The organism is Salipiger sp. ABN3_019, assembly GCF_056158605.1.
In genome coordinates this window covers 13,127-28,151 of record NZ_JBSWTP010000001.1, presented here as the reverse complement: position 1 = coordinate 28,151, position 15,025 = coordinate 13,127, and the positions used below count along the sequence as shown (strand labels likewise).

At 64.9% G+C, this 15,025-nt stretch carries 15 protein-coding genes and 1 pseudogene; 9 read left to right on the top strand and 7 right to left on the bottom strand.

Annotated features, from left to right (window positions below):
• The first annotated feature begins 43 nt into the window (after positions 1-43).
• The 3 genes from phnC to phnE (ACXAD2_RS00160) are packed head-to-tail and all read left to right on the top strand — an operon-like array spanning position 44 to position 2,474.
• The gene (gene phnC / locus ACXAD2_RS00170; protein ID WP_475165338.1) at positions 44-865 is read left to right on the top strand and encodes a phosphonate ABC transporter ATP-binding protein; all 822 of its coding nucleotides are present in this window, start codon (positions 44-46) and stop codon (positions 863-865) included.
• Positions 862-1,665, top strand: coding sequence for a phosphonate ABC transporter, permease protein PhnE (gene phnE, locus ACXAD2_RS00165; RefSeq protein ID WP_475165337.1), 804 nt, complete (start codon positions 862-864; stop codon positions 1,663-1,665). The genes phnC and phnE (ACXAD2_RS00165) overlap by 4 nt, the downstream gene beginning before the upstream one ends.
• Positions 1,662-2,474 carry a phosphonate ABC transporter, permease protein PhnE gene (phnE, locus tag ACXAD2_RS00160; protein WP_475165334.1) on the top strand — a complete coding sequence of 271 codons (813 nt, stop codon included), beginning with the start codon at positions 1,662-1,664 and terminating at the stop codon, positions 2,472-2,474. The genes phnE (ACXAD2_RS00165) and phnE (ACXAD2_RS00160) overlap by 4 nt, the downstream gene beginning before the upstream one ends.
• 42 nt (positions 2,475-2,516) lie before the next feature.
• On the opposite strand, the gene ACXAD2_RS00155 is transcribed toward phnE (ACXAD2_RS00160), so the two are convergent.
• A complete protein-coding gene (locus ACXAD2_RS00155) occupies positions 2,517-2,837 on the bottom strand; it encodes an ArsR/SmtB family transcription factor (protein ID WP_475165333.1) in 321 nt (106 codons plus the stop codon).
• A 135-nt stretch (positions 2,838-2,972) separates the two neighbouring features.
• On the opposite strand from ACXAD2_RS00155, the pseudogene arsB reads away from it, so the two are divergent.
• From arsB to ACXAD2_RS00135, 4 genes and pseudogenes are all read left to right on the top strand, one after another.
• A pseudogene (arsB, locus tag ACXAD2_RS00150) lies at positions 2,973-3,999 on the top strand (ACR3 family arsenite efflux transporter).
• Between the two features lie 3 nt (positions 4,000-4,002).
• Positions 4,003-4,419 (top strand): arsenate reductase family protein, encoded by a 417-nt coding sequence (locus ACXAD2_RS00145; protein WP_475165330.1) that lies wholly within the window; start codon positions 4,003-4,005, stop codon positions 4,417-4,419.
• Positions 4,416-5,129 carry an arsenical resistance protein ArsH gene (arsH, locus tag ACXAD2_RS00140; RefSeq protein WP_475165329.1) on the top strand — a complete coding sequence of 238 codons (714 nt, stop codon included), beginning with the start codon at positions 4,416-4,418 and terminating at the stop codon, positions 5,127-5,129. The genes ACXAD2_RS00145 and arsH overlap by 4 nt, the downstream gene beginning before the upstream one ends.
• A complete protein-coding gene (locus ACXAD2_RS00135; protein WP_475165328.1) occupies positions 5,129-6,406 on the top strand; it encodes an MFS transporter in 1,278 nt (425 codons plus the stop codon). Before arsH ends, ACXAD2_RS00135 begins: the two co-directional genes overlap by 1 nt.
• Positions 6,407-6,725: 319 nt before the next feature.
• Here ACXAD2_RS00135 and ACXAD2_RS00130 read toward each other — a convergent pair whose 3' ends face one another.
• Both ACXAD2_RS00130 and ACXAD2_RS00125 read right to left on the bottom strand, forming a co-directional pair.
• Positions 6,726-6,917, bottom strand: a complete 192-nt coding sequence (locus ACXAD2_RS00130; protein ID WP_475165326.1) for a hypothetical protein — start codon at positions 6,915-6,917, stop codon at positions 6,726-6,728.
• 249 nt (positions 6,918-7,166) lie between these two features.
• On the bottom strand, positions 7,167-7,892 hold the full coding sequence (locus tag ACXAD2_RS00125) for a FadR/GntR family transcriptional regulator (RefSeq protein WP_475165324.1): 726 nt from the start codon (positions 7,890-7,892) through the stop codon (positions 7,167-7,169).
• A 90-nt stretch (positions 7,893-7,982) separates the two neighbouring features.
• On the opposite strand from ACXAD2_RS00125, the gene ACXAD2_RS00120 reads away from it, so the two are divergent.
• Together ACXAD2_RS00120 and ACXAD2_RS00115 are read left to right on the top strand one after the other, a co-directional pair.
• Positions 7,983-8,738 carry a sulfite exporter TauE/SafE family protein gene (locus tag ACXAD2_RS00120; RefSeq protein ID WP_475165322.1) on the top strand — a complete coding sequence of 252 codons (756 nt, stop codon included), beginning with the start codon at positions 7,983-7,985 and terminating at the stop codon, positions 8,736-8,738.
• Positions 8,739-8,791: 53 nt separating this feature from the next.
• Positions 8,792-9,937: an HPP family protein gene (locus ACXAD2_RS00115; RefSeq protein WP_475165320.1), complete on the top strand. Its 1,146-nt coding sequence runs from the start codon at positions 8,792-8,794 to the stop codon at positions 9,935-9,937.
• Between the two features lie 1,103 nt (positions 9,938-11,040).
• Here ACXAD2_RS00115 and ACXAD2_RS00110 read toward each other — a convergent pair.
• The 4 genes from ACXAD2_RS00110 to repC form a co-directional block, all read right to left on the bottom strand.
• On the bottom strand, positions 11,041-11,334 hold the full coding sequence (locus ACXAD2_RS00110; protein WP_475165319.1) for a BrnA antitoxin family protein: 294 nt from the start codon (positions 11,332-11,334) through the stop codon (positions 11,041-11,043).
• Positions 11,331-11,576, bottom strand: coding sequence for a BrnT family toxin (locus ACXAD2_RS00105; RefSeq protein WP_475165318.1), 246 nt, complete (start codon positions 11,574-11,576; stop codon positions 11,331-11,333). Before ACXAD2_RS00105 ends, ACXAD2_RS00110 begins: the two co-directional genes overlap by 4 nt.
• A 204-nt stretch (positions 11,577-11,780) precedes the next feature.
• On the bottom strand, positions 11,781-12,815 hold the full coding sequence (locus tag ACXAD2_RS00100) for a DUF7146 domain-containing protein (protein WP_475165316.1): 1,035 nt from the start codon (positions 12,813-12,815) through the stop codon (positions 11,781-11,783).
• 761 nt (positions 12,816-13,576) lie between these two features.
• The gene (repC, locus tag ACXAD2_RS00095; protein ID WP_475165314.1) at positions 13,577-14,815 is read right to left on the bottom strand and encodes a replication initiation protein RepC; all 1,239 of its coding nucleotides are present in this window, start codon (positions 14,813-14,815) and stop codon (positions 13,577-13,579) included.
• Positions 14,816-15,025: the final 210 nt, after the last annotated feature.

Sequence of the window (15,025 nt, the reverse complement as noted above, 5' to 3'; positions counted from 1 at the left end):
GGCGGGAATCGTCCCGCCTGACTTTCTTCTGAAAGACCTGCCCATGCTCGAACTCAAATCCCTGTCCAAGACCTACCGAACCGGCGACGCCGCCTTGACCGATGTGTCCCTGCAGGTGCCCAAGGGTCAGATCATCGGGCTGATCGGCCCGTCCGGGGCCGGGAAGTCCACCTTGATCCGTTGCATCAACCGGCTGGTCGAGCCCAGTTCGGGCGAGATCCTGCTGGGCGGTGACAATCTCGTGACGCTTGGGCGGCGCGACCTGCGGACGCAGCGTCGCCGGATCGGCATGATCTTTCAGGAATATGCGCTGGTCGAGCGACTGACCGTGATGGAAAACGTTCTCTCCGGCCGGCTGGGCTATGTGCCCTTCTGGCGCAGTTTCCTGCGCCGGTTCGACGCCGCGGACATCCAGCGCGCATATCAGCTTCTTGACCGTGTCGGCCTGCTTCAGCATGCCAACAAGCGCGCTGATGCGCTGTCTGGCGGTCAGCGGCAGCGCGTCGGCATCGCCCGCGCGCTTGCGCAGGACCCAGACCTGCTGCTGGTGGACGAACCCACCGCCAGCCTTGATCCCAAAACCAGCCGCCAGATCATGCGCCTGCTGACAGAAATCTGCGAAGAACGGGACCTCCCCGCCATCGTCAACATCCACGACGTACCGCTCGCGCGGCAATTCATGCAGCGCATTGTCGGCCTGCGCGCGGGGCAGGTTGTCTTTGACAATTCCCCCGAAGCCCTGACCGAAGACGCCCTGACCCAAATCTACGGGGCCGAGGATTGGGACGCCATGCGCAAGAACGACACCGAACAAGCCGAAGCCGAAAGCGATGCGATGCGCCAGCTTGCCGAGGTCTCCGCATGAGCGGCCAATATCCCACCACATGGCGGCGCCCGCCGCAGATCATCACCAACCGACGGTGGCGCATCGCGTTGCAAATCGGGGTACTGGTCTATCTCGTGCTGGCCTTCAGCAGCATTGACATCAACTGGCAGCGTGTCTCCGAAGGACTCGAACGCGGCCAGCGGTTCGTCATGGGGTTCCTTCAACCGGACTTCTCAAGCCGCTGGCGCGACATTAGCCAAGGTCTGGTGGAAAGCCTGACCATGACGCTGACCTCAACAGTCGTTGGCGTGCTACTCTCGGTCCCTATCGGCATCGGCGCGGCGCGCAACCTTGTGCCGCGCCCTGTCTATCTGGTCTGCCGCGCGATCATTGCGGTCAGCCGCTCGTTGCAGGAAGTGATCGTTGCCATCTTTCTTGTTGCGATGTTCGGTTTTGGACCCTTCGCCGGTTTCCTGACCCTAACCTTTGCCACCATTGGCTTCATCGCCAAGCTGCTGGCCGACGACATCGAAGAAATCGACGAGACCCAGGCCGAGGCGATCCGCGCCACCGGTGCAAGCTGGTTCCAGCTCTTGAACTACGCCATCCAGCCGCAGGTGATGCCGCGTCTCATCGGCCTGTCGCTGTATCGGCTCGACATCAATTTCCGCGAAAGCGCCGTGATCGGCATCGTCGGTGCGGGCGGGATCGGGGCGACGCTGAACACCGCCATCGACCGTTATGAATACGACAGCGCCGGAGCCATCCTGCTGATCGTGATCGCCATCGTGATGGTGGCGGAATACAGCTCCAGCTATCTCAGAAAGTTCCTGCAATGAGCGATACCTTCACCATACCGGCCGAGTGGTCCTATCGCAGCAGAGCGACGCGACTGGCGATCTGGGCAGGCTGGCTTGGCCTTGTCGCGCTGTTCGTCTGGTGCTGGCAGGTTATGACGGAAACCACCATTTGGGCCTTTGTCTGGGACGCCCCACGTCAGGCCGGCGACATCGGCGGGCGGATGCTGCCCCCTGAATGGGGTTATCTGCCAGAGTTGACGCGGCCCCTGTGGGATACGCTGAACATCGCAACCCTCGGCACGGTCGGCGGGGTAGTCCTTGCGTTGCCCGTGGCCTTGCTGGCGGCCCGCAATACCACGCCGTCGGCGGCCTTCCTGCGGCCCGTCGCGCTGTTCATCATCGTCGCATCGCGGTCGATCAACTCGCTGATCTGGGCGCTGCTGCTGGTCACGATCATCGGGCCGGGCCTTCTGGCGGGCATCATCGCGATTGCGCTGCGATCCATCGGGTTTGTCGGAAAGCTGCTTTACGAGGCGATCGAGGAGACCGACCCCAAGCAGGTCGAGGCGATCCGGGCCACCGGCGCGGGCCCGGGCCAGGTTCTGACCTATGGCGTTGTCCCGCAGGTCATGCCCGCGCTGTGGGGAATCTCGGTGTTCCGGTGGGACATCAACATCCGGGAAAGCACCATCCTCGGCCTTGTCGGCGCGGGCGGCATCGGCCTGAAGCTGAACGCGTCGATGGCGGTGCTGGCATGGGACCAGGTGACGGTGATCCTTCTGCTGATCCTCGCGACCGTCGTGGTCAGCGAATGGATCTCGGCCGCGGTCCGCCGCGCGATCATCTGACGCAATCGCCTCAAGGTGCCCCGCGCACCCCTGGCATCGGCCTTAGTCCGGCAGGCCGATGCCCGCGCAGGCGCTTTGATCGCCGCCGCAGCAATCCTCGAGCAGGAACCGCACCAGACCATTCACCGCGTCAAGACGTGGCGCATACTGGATTTCCCGGTGCTGGCGTTCGGTGCTGACCAACCCGGCGCGTTTCAGGGTCGCCAGATGCCCCGACAGGGTCGATGGCTTGATGTCCAGCAGCCGCCCCACTTCCATCGCCGGTGTTCCCTCGGGCCCGCGCTGCACCAGCAGCCGAAAGATCTCGAGCCGGGTGTCATGGGCGAGGGCGCTGAAAGCGTCAATGGCGGAAGGCTGGTCCATATTTCGTCATTACGCGAAATTAAGCGTATTGACCAGCCAGCCTGTGCTGACTTACCTATCGCTCAATTCGTAAATAGGCGAAATGACAGATTGATGACAGACCGGAGTTTGACCATGTCCGACACCGCCGCCCCGATGGGCCGCTTTGAACGCCTTCTGACCCTTTGGGTGGCCATCGCCATGGTGGCCGGTATCGCCATCGGCACCGTGGCGCCGGAGTTGGTCGATGCCATTGCCGCGGCCGAGGTGGCGTCGATCAATCTTGTCGTCGCCGTGCTGATCTGGGCGATGGTCTACCCGATGATGGTCAGCGTCGATTTCGGCGCAGTTGCCGGGGTGGCACGGCAGCCGAAGGGGTTGCTGGTGACGCTTGTCGTAAACTGGCTGATCAAGCCTTTCACCATGGCCTTTTTGGCGGTGCTGTTCTTTGAACATATCTTCGCGCCCTGGATCGCGCCCGAAGATGCGGCGCAGTATATCGCCGGGTTGATCCTGCTGGGGGCCGCGCCCTGCACCGCGATGGTGTTTGTCTGGAGCCAGCTGACCCGGGGCGATGCGACTTACACACTGGTGCAGGTGTCGGTGAACGACCTGATCATGGTGGTAGCCTTCGCGCCTATCGTCGCCCTGCTGCTTGGCGTGACCGAGATCGTGGTGCCCTGGAGCACGCTGGTCCTCGCGACGGTGCTCTACGTGGTTCTGCCGCTCGTTGCGGGCCTGATCACCCGTCGCGCGTTCAGGATCCGAGGCCGCCATCGGTGCCTTTACCGCGCGGATCAAGCCGTTGTCGATGATCGGGCTGATCGCCACGGTCGCCATCCTCTTCGGCCTGCAGGGCGACACAATCCTGTCGCGCCCGGGCATCATCGCGCTGATCGCGGTGCCGATCCTGATTCAGAGCTACGGGATCTTCGCCCTGGCCTACGGCGCGGCCTACCTGCTGAAGGTGCCGCACCGGATCGCCGCGCCCTGCGCCATGATCGGCACCTCGAACTTCTTTGAACTCGCGGTGGCCGTAGCGATCAGCCTTTTCGGCCTGAATTCCGGCGCGGCGCTGGCCACGGTGGTGGGGGTGCTGGTCGAGGTGCCGGTGATGTTGTCGCTGGTCGCTTTCGCCAATCGCACCCGGGCGCGGTTTCCCGAAGTCGCAGACGGAGCCTGAGCCATGATCGTCATTCATCACAATCCCGACTGCGGCACCTCGCGCAACGTGCTGACCTTCATTCGCGCCGCCGGGGTGGAACCGGTCGTCATCGACTACCTGGCCGAAGGCTGGACCCGCCCGCAGCTTCTGGCGCTGTTTGCCGCCGCCGATCTGACCCCGCGCGCGGCGCTGCGCGAAACGAAATCCCCGGCGCATGAGATGGGGCTTTTGGCAGACGGTATTTCGGACGAGACGATCCTGAACGCGATGTTGGAACATCCGATTCTGGTGAACCGGCCCATCGTCTGCACGCCCAAAGGCGTGCGCTTGTGCCGCCCTTCTGAGGCCGTTTTCGACCTGCTCGACCGACTGCCACCCGGCCCGCTATACAAGGAAGATGGCCAGTTGGTGATTGACGAAACCGGAAACCGCTCATGAGCGATACACCCCAGATCACCGATGCCGCTTTCGTGCCGATCGACGCGGACGCACTCTTCAACACGACGCGCAGCACCCACGCCCCGCGCATCCTTATCCTTTATGGCTCCCTCCGCGAACGCAGTTTCTCGCGGTTTGCCGCCGAAGAGGCCGCCCGCATCCTGACCCGTTTCGGCGCCGAGGTGCAGATCTTCGATCCGCGCGAGCTGCCCGCGCCCGACAGCGCCCCGACCGATCACCCCAAGGTGGCCGAGCTGCGCAACCTGGTAAGCTGGTGCGAGGGCATGGTCTGGTCCTCGCCCGAACGCCATGGCGCGATGACCGGCATCATGAAGAGCCAGATCGACTGGATCCCGCTGTCGCTCGGCTCGGTGCGTCCGACGCAGGGCAAGACGCTGGCGGTGATGCAGGTCTGCGGCGGCTCGCAATCGTTCAACACGGTCAACCAGCTGCGCATCCTCGGGCGCTGGATGCGGCTGCTGACCATTCCCAACCAGTCATCAGTGCCCAAGGCCTGGAACGAGTTCGACGAGGACGGCCGGATGAAGCCCTCGCCCTATTACAACCGCATCGTCGACGTGATGGAGGAGCTGGTCAGGTTCACCCTCCTGACCCGCGACATCCGCGACCATCTGGTGGACCGCTATTCCGAACGGGTCGAGGACCACGCGACGCTCTCGGCCCGGGTCAATCAGACCAAGGCCGTGTGATGACCGGCTTGGCGGCGGGGATTGATCGGGCCCTGGCAGTGATTGGACTGGACCCGCATCGTTTTTCCCTGGCCCAACCTGAACGGGCGGAAAGGTTGGCGTTCTGGCTGCTGGGCGTGGCTCAGACAGTTGGATACGGCGCTTTCTTCTATATCTTTGCGGCGCTGCTTCTGGCCTGGGAGCAGGCCTTGCCCTACGGGAAGGGCTGGCTGGCCTTCGCCTTCATGTGCGCCACGCTGACGGCGGCCGTGGTGTCGCCATTTGCCGGGCGCATGATCGACGCGGGCCGGGGCCGCTGGCTGCTGACTGGCGGGCTGGTGATTGGCACCCTGTCGCTGCTGCTGCTGGCCGGGTCACAAAGCTACCCGGTCTTTTTCCTCGCGTGGCTGGGTCTTGGCGTGGCCGAGGGGCTGTGCCTTTATGAGCCCTGCTTTGCTTTCGTGACCCGCACCGCCCATGATCGCGCGCGCAGAGGCATCACGCGGATCACCCTTGTGGCGGGCTTTGCCTCGACCCTTGCCTATCCGGCGGGGGCCTTCCTGGCAGAGGCCCTGGGCTGGCGCGGAGCGGTGCTGTGCTTTGCCGGGGCGGTGGCCTTGGTCGGGCTGCCCGCCATGTTCGCCGGGGCCACGATGCTGGAGTGCTGCCCTGAGGACGAGCAGTCGACCGAGCGCAAAGCGGGGGATCGCGCCGCCTTTGTTGCCGCACGTGCCCGACCGGAATTTTGGCTGATCCTGCTGGCATTTTCGCTGATCGGCCTCGCTTATGCGATGATCATAACCCATGTCATGCCGATCCTGACCGATCGCGGGCTCACCCTTGGACAGGCGGTGCTGGCGGCCTCGCTATTTGGACCGATGCAGGTTGTAGGCCGTCTTGCGATGATGGCGGCGGGGCACCGGGTGACAGGCGTGACGGTGGCCGCGATGTCTTTTGTCGGTGTGACATGCGCAATCGCCGTTTTGTTGTTCATAGTGCCTGCCATGCCGCAAGCTGGCTTTGCCTTTGCGCTTCTTTTCGGGGCAAGCTTTGGCGTCATCAGCATCCTGAAGCCGGTCGTGATGGCAGAGGTCCTCGGCCGTCGCGGTTTTGGCATGATCGCTGGGTTCATGGCGGTGCTGTTCCTGATCGCCGGAGCCATCGCCCCTCAGGCGGCCGCCTTGCTTTGGCGCCTCTCTGGCTACGACCTCGCTTTGGTCGTGGCACTTGGTTTGTCGGCCCTTGCCCTCGCCGCGCTGGCGATTTTGATCTTGCGGGGCCGGCGGCAAGTCAGTTAATCCAGATGCGCTTCAAGGCGTTTCGGCGAGATCGGCTCGAAGATCGGCGATGTCCGCACTGCGGACCTTCGCCCATCCGATCCTGCTGTTTGATGCCATGGAGGTCCGGTATGGGGAAGCTGCGCTGCGGCAATCGTGATCCTGGCCAACGGCCGGTGTGGGCCGGTCAGGTCATGAGGGGCGATCACTGGTCGTCCCTTCGCTATGTCGGCTTCCTGCGCTGAACAGACGTTTGGTCAGGCCCCACCACCGACTGAATGTCGCACTACCCCGCCCCGAAACCGCATAGGCGCCACTCGATTGAGGTTTGCCTTCGAATTCAGCCCATCCCGCCGTAGCCCATGAAGCCGACGGTCGGGTTGCTGCCATCAGACCCCACCTGGCAGCGCCAGGGGGCGCCGCTCGGACCGATCCGCATGTAGACCGAGCTTCTCGCGCCCGAGGACTGCGATCCAACGACCTTCAGCCTGCCCGAGGTTTCCGCCGCCAGCTTGGCCCGGCATGCCCCCACGGCCGCGTCGCTCGCGGAAAAGCTGCCCTCGACAAAGCCCTTGGTCAGCGGTTAAATCTGCGGGCCCTCGGCGCAGGCGGCAACGCCGGCAAGCGCGGCAAGCAGCACGACAGTCCGGGCGAAATCGACCATCAGGGTGTCCTCCTCTCGTGGCAATCGCGGCCAGCCTGCGGCACCGGGGGACCCGGCTCAAGGGGGTCTGGCGCACTCGTGTCCGATCGTTTCCGCGGACCGGCGCCGCCTTGCCGATCATGCGCGCGGCGCCGCGTCCCGCGCTCCCGCCCCCGGCAGCCCGGCCCCGCGCATCGCCTCCGAGATGGTCTCGAGATGCGCCCGCATCGCCGCCGCCGCGCGCTCCAGGTCGCGCTCCGAGATCGCCGACGCAATGGCCTCGTGCTGGGCGCTGTGGCGCTCGGTGAACGCGCTGACGCCGAGCCTGCGATAGGTCAGCTCCCACTCGCACTGCCAGGCCGCGTGACGCCGCACCCCCGCAAGAAAATCAAGCAGTCCCAGCAGGATCGGGTTGCCCGTCACCTCGGCGATGCCCCGATGGAAGGCCGCGTCGAGCTGCTCGCTCTCCGGCCGCGTACGCGCGCTGCGGCCACGCCGCGCCAGGTCCGCCAGATAGGCTGCCTGCTCTGCAGTAGCGAGCCGCGCCGCCTCGGCGGCCACCGAAGGCTCGATGGTCTGCCGCGCCTGCATGAGCTGCATCGGCGAGGCGCCCTGTACGAGGATCTGCTCGCGGATCGGATGGCCGAGTGGCCGCGGACCGCAGAAAGTGCCCTGCCCGACATGCCGCCAGATCTCCCCCTCGTGCTCGAGGACCTGCAGGGCGGCGCGCAGCGTCTCGCGGCTGCAGCCGAGCTGACGCGCAAGCGCGCGCTCCGCGGGCAGGCGCGCGCCGACCTTGGTGGCCAGATCGGCCACCAGCCCGCGCAGATCCGACAGGACCACCTGCCCCCGCTTCGATGTCATGCCGCGCCTCCCGCTCCGGGCCAAACCCAGACCAATTTGCAGACCAATGCCATGCCATGCAACACCGCGCGCCTCTCGAGGAGGACCCAGATGCTGACCACGACCATCCTTGCCCTTGCCGGTTTCGGCGCCGGGGCACTCAACGCCATCGCCGGCGGAGGCACATTCCTGACCTTTCCCGCGCTGGTCTGGGTCGGCGTGCCGCCGATCATGGCCAATGCCACCGCCACTTTCGCCGCGCTGCCCGGCTATGCCGGAAGCAGCTGGGCCTATCGCCGCGACACCCAGACAGGCGATGGGCCGAGCCTGGGCGCGCTCGTCGTCACCGCCATGCTTGGCGGGATCCTTGGCGCGCTGCTGCTGCTGGTCACCCCCGAGGACCTGTTTTCCGGCGTCATTCCCTGGCTACTGCTGATCGCCACGCTGGCCTTTGCCACCGGTCCCGCGCTGCTGCGCGGGCTGCTCGCCTCGGGCCGCCGCCTGCCCGATGCCGTCTCGCTGACGCTGCTGCTGCTCGTCTCGATCTACGGCGGCTATTTCAACGGCGGGCTCGGGATCCTGCTGCTGGCCGCCTTCGAACTCATCGGCATGAGCGACCTGCACCGGATGAACGGGCTGAAGACGCTGGCCTCGCTGGTGCTGTCGGCTGTCTCGGTCGTCACCTACAGCCTTGCCGGGCTGATCGAGTGGAGCGCGCTGGTCGTCACCGGTCTTGGCTGCGCCGCGGGCGGCTACGTCGGGGCGCATATGGCCCGCAGGGTGCAGGACCTGTCGTTGCTGCGGACCTTCATCGTCACCGTCGGGCTGGTCACCACCATCGTCTTCTTCGCGCAGGCCTACGGTTGAACTTTTCGCAGAATGCTGAATTTTTGCGCGGCAGGCACAGAAGGCAGTCCCCCATGCACATTCTCCGCTCCCTCGGGCCGGCCGTGGCGCGAGTTTCCCTCGGCGAGGCGCTCCGCGCCGGTTTCGGCGCGCTGCTCGGCCTCGGCGTCACCGGGCTCTTCCTACTCTCGCCGCAGGTCGACCTGAGCCTCGGGCTCTATCTCGTCGCGCCCTTCGGCGCGACCTCGGTGCTGCTCTTCGCGGTGCCCAACAGCCCTCTCGCCCAGCCCTGGTCCGCCATCGTCGGCAATACCGCCGCGGCGCTGGTGGGCGTTGCCACCTGCCTGCTGGTCGCCGATCCGGCGCTGCGCATCGCGCTTGCCGTCGGGCTGGCGATCACCGCGACGATCGTCTGCCGCGCGGTGCATCCGCCGGCGGGAGCGGTGGCGATGACCGCCGCCATGAGCCCCGAGGCCATCGACCATCTCGGCTTCTGGTTCGCCCTGACCCCCATCGCCGCGGGCACCACCGCGCTGGTCGTCCTCGCCGCGCTCTACGCCCGGCTGACCGGGCGGCACTACCCGCTCCGGCAGTTCGACGCCCCCGGCCAGCACGGCACCGAGGACCGTGCCCCCTCCGAGCGTCTCGGTCTCTCCGAAGCCGAGCTCTCCGGGCTGCTGGAGCGTTACCGGCAGTCGTTCAACCTCGGGGTCGAGGATCTGGCCCGGCTCATCGGCGCCGCCGAATTGCAAGCCGCGAGCCACCATGCAGGCCCACTCACGGCAGAAGACATCATGTCGCGCGATCTGGTCACCGTCGGCGGCGACACCACCCTTTCCGAGGTCGCCGAGCTGTTCCGCCGGCATCGGTTCGCTTCGCTGCCGGTGGTCGGGCCGGGGCAGAGGTTTCTCGGGGTGATTTTCCAGATCCACCTGATCACCCGCGCCCGCGAGGATGCGCAGCGGCTTGAGCGGGGCTTCCTGCCCGCCTTCCGGCGGCTCGTCGATCTAGGCCGCGAGACGCCGGTGACCGCCTCGGACATCATGAAGGTCGCCGGCCCGCGCGCGACGCGCGCTTCCCCTGTCGCCGCGCTGCTGCCGATGATGGCGGATGGGGACGTCGATGCCATCCCGGTGCTCGAGCGCGGACGCATTGTCGGCATCGTCACGCGCACGGACCTGATCGCGGCGCTGGCGCGGCAGGCGCTGCGGCACCGCTGAGATCGCCGCAGGAAAAAGCCTGCAGACAAAAAAATGGCCGAGACAAGCTCGGCCGAAGTCCAACAGGGAGGTAGGGAAAGATGAGCTTTTCAGCTCAAATCCGAACCCTGCGCCCTATCTATGGGCGAAATGAAAGCCTCTCAATAAGAAGCAGCATGCGTATGCCGCATACCCGTCACCCGGGTCCGCGTCCGCGCTCCGAACAGACAGGCTGATCGCGAGCGGGGCCGGTACGCAAGGTTTCGTGCACGCCGCGAAAGCCCGGGCCATGCCGGTAACTTCGGCGCCGAGCGTCCCATGCATCTGGCGCAGGACAGGTTTGCGCCAGGGAAGCTTGCGCTGCGCCGCAGCAATTCCTATCTAGACGTCACAGCACGGCACAGTGCTGGCGGAATTTGCCGGGCTCTCTCCTCCTCCCTGAGCCTTGCATTTCAGCGGCGGCCCCTCTCCTCCTCCCTTGGGGTCGCCGCACTCCCGCATCCAGCTACTATCTCCACATTGACGGTCGCGCCGGTTCAACAGCGCCGCGCTGCTCAGATGCGCACGCTGAAAAGAGTGATCTTTGGCTGCCTCGCCAGTCGCGGCCCAAAAATGCCGCGACATCTACCGGGCAATTAACGCTCCTTTCATCCTTCTGCGGCACGCTGAGCTGAAACGGAGGACACACACAATGGAAAATGCAGTCTCCTTGAGCGACGTGCTCGCGGAATACATCAGCCGGTACGGGCTCAGCGATAAGGCCCGACAGTACTTTCTTGAACGCGGGGCCTCGGACACCGCGCCCGAGGGCTGTGAACGCGTCGATGCGAGGCAAGAGACTGGGCCAAAGTGACGATGCCTGTCGATTTTGCTTGTCGCAGCTTTACGCCTTGCAAGCGCCGGGATCGTCGGATCGGGATTGCCCAAGGCGACAACATCCGCGACACCGCGGCGGCCGTCGGCACCCGGAATTTCCCGATTACCGACCCCGGAGAGCTCGACCTTTTCCTTGTTGGTCCACATCGCACCTACGCTGGCAAAGAACTGCCCGCATAGACACCCGCGGACTTTGGTATGTCCCGGCCCGCAGGGCATGCAAGATGCCCATGGCGCCGCATAAACGCTCAGCTAAGCCCGGCAGCGTGTCGCAATGCCTCGTTCATCCGCGTCTGCCACCCGGGGCCCTCTGCCTTGAAGCGCGCCACGACTTCAGGATCCAGGCGCAAGGAGACCGCGACCTTCGGGTTCGCCGCCTTCGGACGCCCGCCTGCACTCTTGCGCATTTTCTCGGCAAGCGCCGGGAATGCTTCGGTGAAGGGCTTTGCCTGCGCGAGCTGTGCATCCGTTGCCTCCGGAGCATCGGGATCGCTGGCGATCATAGCTTGCACCTTGGCTTCACTAAGTGGCTTCTTGGTCATAGCAGTTCCCTTTCCCTCCGGCTTGCGGGGCGCATCGAGATCACTGAAACGCCCTCGCTTCCCAGAACAGCAAAGACGACTGCGATCGTTCCATCAGCAAGCCGTCCGATCGCCATATGACGGTTTTCCTTCGCCGGAACGACCAACGAGGACAGGAAGAAAGCCTCGTCCAAGTCGGAAAAGTCGAGCCCATGCTTGGCCAGATTGACCAACCGCTTTGGCTCGTCCCAGACGATCATCATGAGCGCACCCTGCATCCTCAATATAGTTTATGTATCTACAAAAACCAAGATGCGCCACCGAATAAATCTGGACCACGAGTGGCCCCTAGGTCGGAGCCTCTTCGCCATGCTCCCGAGCAGGTGGCGCGCCGCGATCAATCTTCGATTGCCGCGCGTGGCAGCGTGGATGGTGACAATTTCATGGCGCTCAGCGCTTTCGGTCCATCAACTCTTGAGCGCAACGCGGACCAGATCGGCGCGCTCAAGCTGGCCAAGAAGCCGCTGCCGCAGCGCGGCTGCGCCATCCTCCTGCAGGTCATCGTTGAAATCCCCGAGGCGGGGTTCGAGCACCAAAACCGAGATACCTGCGTCCCTGGCCCGCGCGCTCAGCTTGTCTGCCGCGGCCTGGCCGGCATCGTCGAGATCTCGCGCGATGTAGAGCTGGCGGATTCCTTCGGGCAGATCGACGGCGCCGAGATGCGCAGCCGAAAGCGCAGCCCAGACCGGAAGCCCCGGGAGGGCCTCGCGCAGCGACAGCATGGTCTCGAGACCTTCGCCGATCGCAAGGCACTCACCCGGGGCATCGATTTTCACAGCATTGCCCAGAAGCTCGCCCATGGCCCGGCGTTGCACCTCGACGGGTGCCTTGTCCGATCCGTCCTCCGCGAGCCAGGTGCGATGTACGCCGCGAAGGCGCCCTGCCCTGTCGGTCACCGCCGCGATCAGCGCGGGACGCGGCTTGGATCCGGCCTCGTCGTGATCGCGATGCCAGCAGCGCGGATGAAAGCGCAGCGCTGTCGCGGACGCCGCGCGGGTGATGCCACGGCGCTGGAGGTAGGTTTCTGCCAGGCTCCCGGAAAGTGGAACCGACCCCTCATAGAGACGCGTTGCGGATATCCGTTTGCCGGATGCGCTTTTGCGCGTTCGAGGCGTGCTCGGATGCGCCGCCGGCATGGGCCGCCCGAGGTGTGCCCGGACCTCCGCCAGCAGATCGGGAAACCGGGCGATCCCAGTCCGCGCCTTGATGATGTCGAGCAGGTCGCCGTATTCGCCGGTCGCGCCATCGGTCCAGCGGCCGCGTGCGCCCTTGCCTTCATCAGGGCCGGTGAGGCGCACGTAAAGCGAGCGCCCCGGCGTGTTCTGCAGGTCGCCAACCAGCCAGTACCCGCCTTCACGCCGCCCGGCGGAGAGATAGTGACGGCACACACTTTCGGCGTTCTGGGCCAACTCGCGCAGCAGCTCCTGAGTTTCTGTATTCATGGCAAGATCAACCTTTGCATATCGCATGTTCCCCAGACGCCACGAACTTCGAAGTCCCTGAGGGGGTGCCAAAATCCGACCCCTGAAAAATCCGCTATCTCCTGCCGGCCCGCCCCACATCGACGACGGCCGACAGGTTTCCGAGGCCTTGTTCCGCAAACCGTTCGCGCGCTCTGGCGACGAGCTGGCGCGCGAAGGAACTGCATCGAGGATGCGGGCCTAACTAAAGGTCGCACACGGGCGGGCGGCGTCTCCTGCCGAAGAGGCGGCGCAACTCTCGTGCGTCAAAGCCCGTCTCCGCGATCACCTGCTTCTTGGGCACCAAGGGGTCGGCCCATAGGACGCCCGCCTTGGCGAGGGTCTCAAGTCGCGTCCGTTGTCGAGGTTCCTCCTCGACCGATCCAATCTCCTGTTCATAGGCGGAGTGGTTGAATTGGTTCATTGCATTCCCTTTCCCGGCGGACCCCACCAACACGCGGCCTGCCGTCTTTCGCGGCGCACTCGGTCGCGCCATGACGGGAAGTAACAAGAGCTTACACGTTGACTGCAATGCGAATGGCTCAACCTGAGCGGGAATTTGCTTACCTTACGTAACTGCGGCCATTTTACGGCTTCACCCTCCACGTCACGGGCGCAATTGCGCGCGTTTTCTGTCACTTACGCGCCTTGCCCTAACGCCAGCGGCCAACGCCCCGAACTCACCTCCTCACGCTGGAAAGCCGCCGCCCTGCCCGCCCTGCCGCATCGCAGCGACCCCGCCGCTACTGTGCATTCTGGCGCATCGACAGCCCGATGAGCCCACCAACGATGTTCAGCGTGCCCTCCTCGTGCCGGCGCGTCATGGCCCGTAGATACCCTCCGGGGCTGAGGATCGGTGTTTCGGGATCGCTGGCCCTGGCATCGAGGATGAACACACACCAGGTCGCGTCTTCCACCCCCATCTTGCGCACCGCATCGTTCCAGGCGGAGCGATTGATGCCGAGCTCGGGCAGGCGACAAAGTGCGGCGACGGTGAAATCATGCAGGTGCAGGCTCGACCAGCCGCCCCGGCCCTGCCGGCGGGCATCCAAGTAGAAGCGCATCTCCTCGGAAGCGAGCGGGATGAATGTCTGGATCGGGATGTTTGTGAGGATTTTGGACTTGTGCTCGGCGTCCCCCGCTCCAGCCTTTTCTTCTCGGCAAGACGGCGCGCCGCTAGGCGAGGCGTCCTCTACATTCGTGTGCGCGGGCTTGCCCGCGCTCCGCTGATCAACGCTGGCGTTACAAGGTACTTCGTTAAAATCTTGAGTTGTATCTTGTATATAGGACCGCTCGTTTTTGTGCGGTCGACCGTGCGTTTTTGACATCGCTTGCAGCAGATCCAGCGCCGCAGTGCAGAGCACGTCCGCCTCGGCGACATGCGCCTCGAGCTCCTCCACGGGCATCCGGTGCAGCTTGTCCGCGCTTGGCCAGGCCTCGAAGGCTTCGGCAATGTCCTCGACCTCGCCCGTCCGGCCATGCTCCGCGATCAGCTCGGCGAGGCAACTCTTCAGGTGCTTCTTGTGGATGCTGCGAAGCCCGCGCAGCTTCGCGTGATGCTGGCGTCCCTCTTCGATGCCCTCGCGGAGCGCCAGGAACTCCTGGCACCTTTTGATGGCCACGGAGAAGTACACGCCGCATCCGACAAAGCCCGAGCGCGCGCCGTTTCCCATGGTGCGCTTCTCGATCAGCCCGGCCGCGACCAGTTGCGCCTCGTCCGCCCGGATCCGGCTCGGCGAGACCTTCCGCTTCTTGGCGATCTCGGATTGCGCGAGATAACAGCAGGGCTCCTCTTCGCCGCTCTTGAAGGCGCTGGGGCGGGTGGCAGCGACCATGATGCGGAAGGTCGCGAGCGAAGCGCTTCTGACCCCGAGCAGCGGCGCCACGGCGTCAATCAGCGCAACGAACCCGTCGCGCTCCATGCCCTGCGGCAAAGAGGGGAAGGAGATGTGTTGTCGGGCCTCTAAAATGGCTTCAGCCATATGCATCGGTCTGTATTCCTCGTCCGGTATTGGCGAGGCGGCGCCAGACAAGATTTACCCGTTCGCACAGGTGCGTTTTTCCTTGTCTGCCAATGGGGGAGGCTGATAGAGTCGCAAGTGATGAGGCTTGCTTCCAAGGGTTTGCACACCCTTGTTCTAAGAGCTCCCCCCGTGAAGGTTGCCGCCTTCGCGGGGTTTCTTATTTGGGGG

What these genes read in the sequence shown, in the direction of transcription:
- phnC (WP_475165338.1), top strand. Translation starts at nt 44, where the DNA reads ATGCTCGAACTCAAATCCCTGTCCAAGACCTACCGAACCGGCGACGCC.
- phnE (WP_475165337.1), top strand. Translation starts at nt 862, where the DNA reads ATGAGCGGCCAATATCCCACCACATGGCGGCGCCCGCCGCAGATCATC.
- phnE (WP_475165334.1), top strand. Translation starts at nt 1,662, where the DNA reads ATGAGCGATACCTTCACCATACCGGCCGAGTGGTCCTATCGCAGCAGA.
- ACXAD2_RS00155 (WP_475165333.1), bottom strand. Translation starts at nt 2,837, where the DNA reads ATGGACCAGCCTTCCGCCATTGACGCTTTCAGCGCCCTCGCCCATGAC.
- ACXAD2_RS00145 (WP_475165330.1), top strand. Translation starts at nt 4,003, where the DNA reads ATGATCGTCATTCATCACAATCCCGACTGCGGCACCTCGCGCAACGTG.
- arsH (WP_475165329.1), top strand. Translation starts at nt 4,416, where the DNA reads ATGAGCGATACACCCCAGATCACCGATGCCGCTTTCGTGCCGATCGAC.
- ACXAD2_RS00135 (WP_475165328.1), top strand. Translation starts at nt 5,129, where the DNA reads ATGACCGGCTTGGCGGCGGGGATTGATCGGGCCCTGGCAGTGATTGGA.
- ACXAD2_RS00125 (WP_475165324.1), bottom strand. Translation starts at nt 7,892, where the DNA reads ATGACATCGAAGCGGGGGCAGGTGGTCCTGTCGGATCTGCGCGGGCTG.
- ACXAD2_RS00120 (WP_475165322.1), top strand. Translation starts at nt 7,983, where the DNA reads ATGCTGACCACGACCATCCTTGCCCTTGCCGGTTTCGGCGCCGGGGCA.
- ACXAD2_RS00115 (WP_475165320.1), top strand. Translation starts at nt 8,792, where the DNA reads ATGCACATTCTCCGCTCCCTCGGGCCGGCCGTGGCGCGAGTTTCCCTC.
- ACXAD2_RS00110 (WP_475165319.1), bottom strand. Translation starts at nt 11,334, where the DNA reads ATGACCAAGAAGCCACTTAGTGAAGCCAAGGTGCAAGCTATGATCGCC.
- ACXAD2_RS00105 (WP_475165318.1), bottom strand. Translation starts at nt 11,576, where the DNA reads ATGATGATCGTCTGGGACGAGCCAAAGCGGTTGGTCAATCTGGCCAAG.
- ACXAD2_RS00100 (WP_475165316.1), bottom strand. Translation starts at nt 12,815, where the DNA reads ATGAATACAGAAACTCAGGAGCTGCTGCGCGAGTTGGCCCAGAACGCC.
- repC (WP_475165314.1), bottom strand. Translation starts at nt 14,815, where the DNA reads ATGGCTGAAGCCATTTTAGAGGCCCGACAACACATCTCCTTCCCCTCT.